Source organism: Kitasatospora sp. NPDC058243 (assembly GCF_042882025.1).
Lineage (GTDB): Bacteria > Actinomycetota > Actinomycetes > Streptomycetales > Streptomycetaceae > Kitasatospora.
Genome location: NZ_JBHVWW010000074.1, coordinates 20,396 through 29,362, shown reverse-complemented (window position 1 = coordinate 29,362; position 8,967 = coordinate 20,396). Strand labels below are relative to the sequence as shown.

At 75.2% G+C, this 8,967-nt stretch carries 7 protein-coding genes; 5 read left to right on the top strand and 2 right to left on the bottom strand.

From position 1 onward, the window contains the following. The first annotated feature begins 394 nt into the window (after positions 1 to 394). Positions 395 to 1,618: a glycosyltransferase gene (locus ACFVX9_RS33720; protein WP_387985426.1), complete on the top strand. Its 1,224-nt coding sequence runs from the start codon at positions 395 to 397 to the stop codon at positions 1,616 to 1,618. A 90-nt stretch (positions 1,619 to 1,708) separates the two neighbouring features. Then, positions 1,709 to 4,123 (top strand): HelD family protein, encoded by a 2,415-nt coding sequence (locus ACFVX9_RS33715; RefSeq protein ID WP_387985423.1) that lies wholly within the window; start codon positions 1,709 to 1,711, stop codon positions 4,121 to 4,123. Here ACFVX9_RS33715 and ACFVX9_RS33710 read toward each other — a convergent pair. Next, positions 4,044 to 5,483, bottom strand: coding sequence for a glycosyltransferase 87 family protein (locus tag ACFVX9_RS33710; RefSeq protein ID WP_387985421.1), 1,440 nt, complete (start codon positions 5,481 to 5,483; stop codon positions 4,044 to 4,046). The two genes, ACFVX9_RS33715 and ACFVX9_RS33710, sit on opposite strands and share 80 nt — an antisense overlap. Positions 5,484 to 5,596: 113 nt before the next feature. On the opposite strand from ACFVX9_RS33710, the gene ACFVX9_RS33705 reads away from it, so the two are divergent. Together ACFVX9_RS33705 and ACFVX9_RS33700 are read left to right on the top strand one after the other, a co-directional pair. Continuing rightward, positions 5,597 to 6,700, top strand: coding sequence for a molybdopterin-dependent oxidoreductase (locus tag ACFVX9_RS33705; RefSeq protein WP_387985419.1), 1,104 nt, complete (start codon positions 5,597 to 5,599; stop codon positions 6,698 to 6,700). After that, positions 6,700 to 7,122, top strand: coding sequence for a hypothetical protein (locus ACFVX9_RS33700; RefSeq protein ID WP_387985416.1), 423 nt, complete (start codon positions 6,700 to 6,702; stop codon positions 7,120 to 7,122). The genes ACFVX9_RS33705 and ACFVX9_RS33700 overlap by 1 nt, the downstream gene beginning before the upstream one ends. Here the strand turns inward: ACFVX9_RS33700 and ACFVX9_RS33695 are convergent. Continuing rightward, on the bottom strand, positions 7,097 to 7,948 hold the full coding sequence (locus ACFVX9_RS33695) for an S-methyl-5'-thioadenosine phosphorylase (protein ID WP_380377990.1): 852 nt from the start codon (positions 7,946 to 7,948) through the stop codon (positions 7,097 to 7,099). The two genes, ACFVX9_RS33700 and ACFVX9_RS33695, sit on opposite strands and share 26 nt — an antisense overlap. 243 nt (positions 7,949 to 8,191) lie before the next feature. Here ACFVX9_RS33695 and ACFVX9_RS33690 point away from each other — a divergent pair, with 243 nt between their 5' ends. Next, entirely contained in the window at positions 8,192 to 8,824 is a 633-nt protein-coding gene (locus tag ACFVX9_RS33690; protein WP_387985413.1) for a transglycosylase family protein, read from the top strand. Positions 8,825 to 8,967 lie beyond the last annotated feature (143 nt).

Sequence of the window (8,967 nt, the reverse complement as noted above, 5' to 3'; positions counted from 1 at the left end):
GGGTGGGCAACAACAGAACAGGGGAGGAGGCCGGGGGTGGAAAAGGTTTCGGCGCTTGGCCAACAAGAAAGGCTGGACCAACATCGGGGGGGGCCTGACAGGACCTCTGGTCGGCCCCCGTCCGCGTCGTCAGGTCACCGCGTCGTCAGGTCGTCACGTCGCCATTCCGGGCCGAACACTCCGCACACGCAGCACAGGCAACGCGCGCCGCACACACCGTTTCACCAGCAGAAAAGAAGTCCGCCCGCAGCGGACGAGAAAAAAGGCACAGGAGGAAAAACCACTCCCGGCCACTTCTAACTTATAGCGTACGGGGGGCCTTGCGGCAAGGCCCCGGTCGTGCCGCACAATCGTCGACCTGAACCGGAATCCGCGGAAATTTGGGGTCGCGAAAATGCGTGTGCTGTTGTCGACGTACGGGTCCCGCGGGGATGTCGAACCGCTGGTGGGGCTCGCGGCGCGGCTGCGGGAGTCCGGCTCGCAGGTGCGGGTGTGTGCGCCGCCGGACGAGGACTTCGCGCAGCGGTTGGCCCACATCGACGTGCCGCTGGTGCCGGTCGGCCCGTCGGCGCGGGCGCTGACGACGGCGGCGCCGCCGTCGTCCCTGCCGGAGCGTGCGGCCGCGGTGATCGCCGGGCAGCTGGAGGCGGTCACGGCGGCGGCCGAGGGCTGCGACGTGCTGGTGGCCACCGGCATGCTGCCGGCTGCGGCGGGCGCGCTGTCGGTGGCCGAGAAGCTGGGCATCCGCTCCGTGTCGGTGACCTTCCAGCAGCTCACCCTGCCCTCGCCGGGCCGCCCGCCGCTGGCGTACCCGGGCCGGCCGTTCCCGCCGGAGGTGACCGACAACCGGGTGCTGTGGGGCCTGGACGCCGAGAGCATCAACGCGCTGTTCGGCGCGGCGCTCAACACCAACCGGGCGTCGATCGGCCTGCCGCCGGTGGACGACGTCCGCGACTACGTCATCGGCGACCGGCCGTGGCTGGCGACCGACCCGGTCCTCGACCCGTGGCAGGAACCGGCGGACCTGGACGTCGTGCAGACCGGCGCGTGGATCCTGCCGGACCGACGCCCGCTGCCGGCCGGGTTGGAGGCCTTCCTGGCCGCCGGCGCACCGCCGGTGTACGTGGGCTTCGGCAGCATGCCGATGCCCACCTCCCAGGACGCCGCCCAGCTCGCCGTCGAGGCGGTCCGCGCGCAGGGCCGTCGCGTGGTCGTGGCCCACGGCTGGGCCGGCCCGGGGCGTGTCCGGGCCCCGATCGACGACCGGGGCGACTGCTTCGTCGTCGGCGAGGTCAACCAGCAGGCGCTGTTCGGCCGGGTGGCCGCCGTCGTGCACCACGGCGGGGCGGGCACCACGACGACGGCCACCCGGGCCGGCGCGCCCCAGGTCGTCGTCCCGCAGACCGCGGACCAGCCGTACTGGGCCAGCCGGGTGGCCGAGCTGGGCATCGGCGTGGCACTCGACGGGCCGACCGCGACCACCGAGTCCCTGTCGGCCGCGCTCAGGACGGCCCTCGCCCCCGAGACCCGGGTGTGGGCGACCGCCGTGGCCACCATGATCCGCACCGACGGCGCGGCACTGGCCGCACAACTGCTGCTCGATGCGGCCGGCCGCTGAGACATGTCGGATAATTCCACCCTCCGCCACCCCCGATTTCTCGGCCGACCGCCCGAGGAATCGAAAAGCTCAAAGCACCTGGAGCCAGGTTTGTCCCCCATCTCGTCCTCCTCGTCCGAGTCCTCTTCGTCCTCCTCGTCCTCCTCGTCCGAACCGAATTCGCCCGCCGACGACTGGCGGTCCGGCGAACTGCGGGCGGAGAACGCGTACGTCGGCAGGCTGTACGAGCGCCTCGAAGCGCAGCGCGCACTCGCGGCCGCCCGGCTGCGCCAGGTCCACCTCCAGGAGAAGGGCGGGACGATCCAGGCCCTCCTGGAGCGCGACACCATGGAGATCCACCACACCCGCCGGCTGGCGGCGCTGCACGCCGCCGAGTACGGGCTGTGCTTCGGCCGGATCGACGACGCCGACGGCGAGCGGCAGTACATCGGCCGGATCGCCCTGTCGGACGACGACCACGAGCCGCTGCTCACCGACTGGCGGGCGGCGGCCGCGGAGCCGTTCTACCGGGCGACGCCCGCCGCACCGGGCGGCGTGGTGGCGCGACGGCACCTGCGGACCAAGGGCCGGACCGTCGTCGACTTCGACGACGACGCCTTCGGCGTGGGCGCCCACGCGGGCCGCGGCGACGCCGAGCTCAGCGGGGAGGGCGCCCTGCTCGCCTCGCTGACGGCGGCCCGGACGGGGCGGATGGGCGACATCGTCTCCACCATCCAGGCCGAGCAGGACCGCGTCATCCGCGACGCGCTCGGCGGCGTCCTGGTCGTGCAGGGCGGCCCGGGCACCGGCAAGACCGTCGTCGCCCTGCACCGCGCCGCGTACCTGCTCTACACCCACCGCGACCGGCTGGCCAAGCACGGTGTGCTGGTCATCGGGCCGAACACGACGTTCCTGCGCTACATCGACCAGGTGCTTCCCGCGCTCGGCGAGAGCGAGGTCGTGCTGAGCAGCATCGGCACGCTCTACCCGGGGGTGACGGGGACCGGCGCCGAGACGCCCGAGGCGGCCGCCGTCAAGGGCGACGCCCGGATGGCCCAGGTCCTCGCCGCCGCGCTGGAGGGCCTGCGGCAGCTGCCGGAGGAGTCGTGGACCATCACCGTGGGCAAGACCTCGCCCTACCACCAGGAGCTCCGGATCGGCCGGGCGCTCTGCGAGCGGGCCCATGCCGCCGCGCACCGGAGCGGCAGGCCGCACAACGCGGCCCGGGCCGACCTGGTGGAGCGGCTCTCCTCGGAGCTGGCCCTGCGGATCGCCCGGGACCAGGGCGGGAAGATGGACCTGGACGCCGTGGCGGACCTCGCCGACGCGCTCGTCGACGAGCCCGAGTTCCAGGCCGTGGCCCAGAAGCTGTGGCCGCTGCTGAACCCGGAGCAGGTGCTCACGAGCCTGTTCGGCTCCCCGGAGCTGCTGGCGAGCGCGATGCCGGACTTCACCGAGGCCGAACGCGCCGCACTGCTGCGCGAACTGCCGGGCCCGGACCGGGAGTCCGCCGCCGAGGAGGCCGAGGAGGCCGCCGAGGAGCCCGTGACCGCCGCGACCACCCGGAGCACCTGGACCGCCTGGACCACCGACGACGTGCCGCTGCTCGACGAGGCCGCCGAACTGCTCGGCCCGCTTCCGGGCGCCGCCGTCGCCCGCCGGGCCGAGGCCGCCGCCGAGGCGGCGGAGCTGGAGTTCGCGAAGATCGTCCTCGACGACTTCGGCGTGGGCCTGGTCGAGATGGACGCGAAGATGCTGGCCCGCCAGTACCGCGGCGAGGAGTCGCTCCGGCCGCTGGCCGAGCGCGCGGCCGAGGACCGGACCTGGGGCTACGGGCACGTGATCGTGGACGAGGCCCAGGAGCTGTCCCCGATGGCCTGGCGGATGCTGGCCCGCCGCTGCCCCGGCCGTTCCATGACGATCGTCGGCGACCTGGCGCAGACCGGCGCGCCGGCCGGGCTGAGCTCCTGGGGCCAGGCCCTCGACACGTACACGGCGGGGCGCTGGCGCACGGTGGAACTCACCATCAACTACCGCACCCCGGCCGAGATCATGCAGGTCACCGAGGGCGTCCTGCGGGCGCTCGACCCCTCGCTCGCCGCCCCCACCGCGGTGCGCAGCGGCGGAACCCGCCCGTGGAGTCTGCGGATCCCCGCGGACGGCCGGGCGGCGGCGCTGCGCGGCGCCGTCGAACGGGAGCTCGCAGCGCTGGACGGCGGCCGGCTGGCGGTCATCCACGCCCCGGATGCCCCGGCCGAACTGCTCGACGGGATCGCCGAGTTGGAAGGCGTCTGCGTCAACGATGGCCCGGCGTCGCTGGATTCGCCGGCCGTCCTGCTGACGGCCGCCCAGTCCAAGGGGCTTGAGTTCGACGCCGTCCTGGTCGTGGAGCCCGCCGAGATCCTCGCGGCGCACGCCCACGGCGTGAACGACCTCTACGTCGCCCTCACCCGCGCGACGAAGTCCCTCGGGGTGCTGCACAGCCGGGACCTGCCGGAGATGCTGCAGGGCCTGGAGCCCCGCTGAGGACGGCGGCCGTACTCCCGCGCCACCGGGCGCCGACCGCGACGCACGCCAACGCGGCGCCGTAGGCGGCCTGTTGGGCCTCGACCCCGCCCGTCAGATAGAGGTACTGCCCGGCGGCGGGGACGGCGAGCCACTCCCCGCGGCCGGTGAGGCCCACCAGGGCCACCACCAGCAGGCCGTACCAGGGGTAGGCGGGCGCGGCGAGGAGCAGGGCCGTGCCGGTGACGAACAGGGCGCCGTCCCAGGGGCGGGCGGGGTCGCCGCGCCGGAGCACCCACAGGGCGACGGTGGCCAGGACCGCCCCGGCGGTCCACGGCAGCAGGGCGTCCGGCAGGAGGAGGGCGAGCAGGCCGAAGCGGTCGAGGTGCCCCTGCTCGTACCCCTCCTCCTTCAGGTAGCCGGGCAGGTAGCCGAGCACACCGGTGCCGGAGGCGGCGAGGTAGGGCAGGTAGGCCAGGGCGAACGCGCCGAGCGAGGCGCCCAGCAGCAGGGCGCTCTCGCGCGGGCGCCGGCGGGCCAGCGCGCCCGGCAGGGCCAGTGCGGGGATCAGCTTGACCGCCACCGCCGCGCCGAGCAGCGCGCCGGCCCGCGTCGCCTTCCGCCGGGCCGCGTACCCGAGGCCCACGACCAGCAGCAGCGCCCCGAGGGTGTCCACGTGCGCGTCGTTGACCGACCACACCGTCACGCCGGGGCACCACCCCCACAGCGCGGCCCGCCGGCTGCCCCGCCCGATCACGAGCAGCGCCCCCGTGGTCGCCACCGCGAGCAGGGCGCCGGCGGCCTGCATCCCGCGCACCCCTCCCCCGAAGGGGTGCAGGGCGAGGAACCAGGCCTCCGCGACCGGCGGGTAGACGGTGTGCACGGCGGGCCGGTTGATGCGGGTGCAGTCGCCGGCGGCGGTGCGCCGCTCGTCCCAGCCGTCGCAGGCGCCGCCGGTCGGCCACAGGTCGGGAGTGCGCAGCCGGGCGAGCGCCGGGTCGTCCGGGGTGTGCGCGTACGGGGAGGTGCCGGCGGCCTGGACGCGGCCGTCCCAGACGTAGCGGTAGGCGTCGTCGCTGGTGCGCGGCGGGGCGAGCAGGCCGACGGCGGCGACGGCGACGCTCCCGGCCAGGACCAGGGGCACGACCTGACGGCCGCCCACCCGGCGCAGCGCCAGCAGGGCGAGCGCGTACAGGGCGGCGTCGACGGTGTACCAGGCGTACAGCGGTGCGCGGTGGCTGAGCGTGCCGCCGCCGGTGACGGTGAGGGCGAGCGCGGCGGTCAGGGCGGTCAGGGCGGCCGGCGCGAGCAGACAGGGCAGCACGCGGGCGGGCCGGGGGCAGGTGAGCGGGAGGCGAGTGGGCCGGGGGCGGGTGGGCACGCGCCCACCCTGCCACCGGGCGGCGGCGCGCGACCGCAGCGGCGTGGCGCCGTTCGGATTCCGTAAGCACGTCGTGCCGCCGCGAAACCGGGGCCCGGCTGTTCCATGGACGGGTGACTCCGAACCTCCTTCCGCGATTCCGCTCGGCGCTGCACGAGCCGCGCACCGCCGTGGTGCTCGGCCGCTGGCTGGGCGCCGCGCTGCTGGTGTGCTTCCTGACCGGGCTGGTCAGCCACGCCCTCCAGGACCCGCCCGGCTGGCTGACGCCGTATCTGCTGAGCCGCCCGGTGAACGGCTACCGGGTGACCCAGGGGCTGCACGTGATCACCGGCCTGGCGGCCGTCCCGTTGCTGGGGGCGAAGCTGTGGACGGTCTACCCGCAGTTGTTCGCGTGGCCGCCGGTGCGCGGCGTGGCACACGCGCTGGAACGGCTGGGGATCTTCGTGCTGGTCGCGGCGATGCTGCTGGAGCTGTTCACCGGGCTGTTCGACACCCTGCAGTGGTATCCGTGGCCGTTCCCGTTCCGCCAGACGCACTTCTGGCTGGCCTGGCTGGCCGCCGGCGGCCTGTTCGTCCACCTCGCGGCCAAGGGCCCGCTGATCGCGCTGCACTGGCGCCGCCCGGCGGCCGGGCTGCCGCAGCGGCGGGCGTTCCTCGCCGCCGTGACGGCCGCGGTGGGTGTGGTCACGCTCACCACGGCCGGGCAGACCGTCCCCTTCCTGCGCCGGCTGGTCCTGCTGGCCCCGCGCCGCCCCGACCTGGGCCCGCAGGGGCTGCCGGTCAACCGGACCGCCGCGCAGGCCGGGACGGTCGCCGTGCCGGCCGACTGGCGGCTCCGGGTGGACGGCCCGCAGCCGTACCGGCTCTCCCTCGCCGAGCTGAACCAACTTCCGCAGTACGAGGTGCACTTGCCGATCTCCTGTGTGGAGGGGTGGAGCTTCTCGGCGCGCTGGACCGGGGTGCGGGTGGCCGATCTGCTGGTCCGGGCGGGCGCCCCGGCCGGCTCGGGCCTGCTGATCACCTCGCTGGAGGCGGACGGCCCGTACCGCGAGATGCGGATGCCCGCCGAGTACGCCGTCGACCCGCTCACCCTGCTCGCCCTGCGGATCAACGGCGAGGTGCTGACGGCGGACCACGGCTTCCCGGCGCGGATCATCGCGCCCAACCGGCCAGGGGTCCTGCAGACCAAGTGGGTCGCGCGCCTGGAGGTGATCTGATGCCCCGGTGGCTGCGCGCGGTGCTGCTGCTCGGCGGGCTCGCCCTGATCGGCTTCGGCCTGTCGGGCCTGCTCACCGACTCCTACATCACCGCCCCGCTCGACGTAGCGGTCTGGGCGGTGGGCGGGGTGCTGCTGCACGACGGGCTGTGGGTGCCGCTGGTCTGCCTGGTCGGCGCGCGGCTGGCGCGCGACTGGGCGCTGCGCGGCTGGCTGGTCGTCGCGGCGGCGGTGAGCGCGATCGGGCTGCCGGCGGTGCTGCGGGACGGCGAGAACCACGGCAACTCCTCCCTGCTGCCGCTGCCGTACCTGCGCAACTGGCTGCTGGTGCTGGCCGCCACCGCCGGGCCGGTGCTGCTGTTCGCACTCGTCCGGTGGTGGCGGCGGCGCCCGCGGGTCAGACGCCCGGCAGACCCGTCGTGAGCCCGTCCAGGGCGTGCGAGCAGACGCAGTCCCGGGCGGCGGGCAGGCTCTCCAGCGCCTTGAACAGCACCGTGCGCAGCCGGTCGACGTTTCCGGCGAAGACCTCCAGCACCTCGGCGTGGGTGACGCCCTCGCCGCTCTCCACGCCCGCGTCGAGGTCGGTGACCAGCGCCAACGAGGTGTAGCAGAGGCCGAGTTCGCGGGCGAGGACGGCCTCCGGGTGGCCGGTCATGCCGACCACGGACCAGCCGTTCGCGGTGAACCAGCGGGACTCGGCGCGGGTGGAGAAGCGCGGGCCCTCGATCACCACCAGGGTGCCGCCGTCCACCGGCTCCCAGGCCGCGCCCCGGGCGGCGTCCAGGGCGGCGCGCCGCCCGTCCGGGCAGTACGGGTCGGCCATCGAGACGTGCACCACCTCGGGCACCGCCCCGCCGGGCAGCGGCAGACCGTCGTAGTAGGTCTGCACCCGGCCGGAGGTGCGGTCGACGAACTGGTCGGGCACCAGCAGCGTGCCGGGCCCGTACTCCGGGCGCAGCCCGCCGACGGCGCACGGTCCGAGCACCTGGCGCACGCCCAGGGAGTGCAGCGCCCACAGGTTGGCCCGGTAGTTGATCCGGTGCGGCGGCAGGCCGTGGCCGCGCCCGTGCCGGGGGAGGAAGGCGACCCGGCGGCCGGCCACCTCGCCCAGGAACAGCGCGTCGCTGGGCGGCCCGTACGGCGTGTCGACGCGCAGTTCGGTCACGTCGTCGAGCAGCGCGTAGAGCCCTGAGCCGCCGATCACGCCCAGTTCGGCGCGCGGAGCACCGGTTCCCTGATCGATCGTCATCGTTCGTACCCTTCCTCGGGGAGGCGTCCCGGCCACTCTAGGGTCCGCGCGGCGCCGCCGGTCCTTACGGTTCCGGGACGGCGGGCGGGGCCGGATGGCCGCGGGCCGTCGGGGTGGTCCGGGGCGGCCGAGCGGGTGACTTGCCGGACGTGTCGGCGGTGGCGCGCCCCACCCGGCGTGCGTCGGTGGGTGTGCGCCGCCTCCGGGCGGTGCGCGCCCTGTTCCCGAAGTTGAGAGCCGCCGATGCCTCCCACCGTTCGTCTTCGCCGCCTCGTCCCCGCCGCCCTGTGCGCGCTCGCCGTGGCCCTCACCGCTCCCGCGGCCCAGGCCGCTCCCCCGGGCCGCGGCCCGGGCACCGACCCCGGCCGGGGGTACGACGGAGGGAGGTACGACTGGGAGAGCGTGGCGGCCTGCGAGAGCAGCGGCGACTGGCACGTCAACACCGGCAACGGATACTTCGGCGGCCTCCAGTTCGACACCCCCACCTGGCGCGACAACGGCGGCCTCGCCTACGCCCCGCGCGCCGACCTCGCCAGCCGCGAGGAACAGATCGCGGTGGCCCAGCACCTCGCCGGGCGGCGCGGCCTCGCCCCCTGGCCCGCCTGCGGCGCCCGCGCCACCCGCGACCACGAGCGGGGCGCCGCCCTTCCCCCGCCGCCCGCACCCGTACCCTCGCCCGCGGCTGACAGCGACAGTGCCGGCGCCGAGGCCGGCGACGGCGGGTGGACGGTCCGCGAGGGCGACACCCTGGGCGACCTCGCCGAAACCCTGCGCGTGCCCGGCGGCTGGCCCGCCCTCTACGCGCTCAACCGCGCCGCCATCGGCGACGACCCGGACCTCATCCAGCCGGGCACGGTGCTGCGCCTGCCGTCCTGAACCCGGCTCCCGCACAGCAGTCGGGCCAGCCAGGCGCCCAAGAACAAGAAGGACAACAAAAGTTTGCGTCGGGAAGTTCACCAAAAGGGGAGCACGAGCAATGGACGCGGGCCGGTTCCGCCCCCCCCACCAACCCCCCAGTG

Coding starts and splice junctions, on each gene's coding strand:
- ACFVX9_RS33720 (WP_387985426.1), top strand. CDS start 395: ATGCGTGTGCTGTTGTCGACGTACGGGTCCCGCGGGGATGTCGAACCG.
- ACFVX9_RS33695 (WP_380377990.1), bottom strand. CDS start 7,948: ATGACGATCGATCAGGGAACCGGTGCTCCGCGCGCCGAACTGGGCGTG.
- ACFVX9_RS33690 (WP_387985413.1), top strand. CDS start 8,192: ATGCCTCCCACCGTTCGTCTTCGCCGCCTCGTCCCCGCCGCCCTGTGC.
- ACFVX9_RS33700 (WP_387985416.1), top strand. CDS start 6,700: ATGCCCCGGTGGCTGCGCGCGGTGCTGCTGCTCGGCGGGCTCGCCCTG.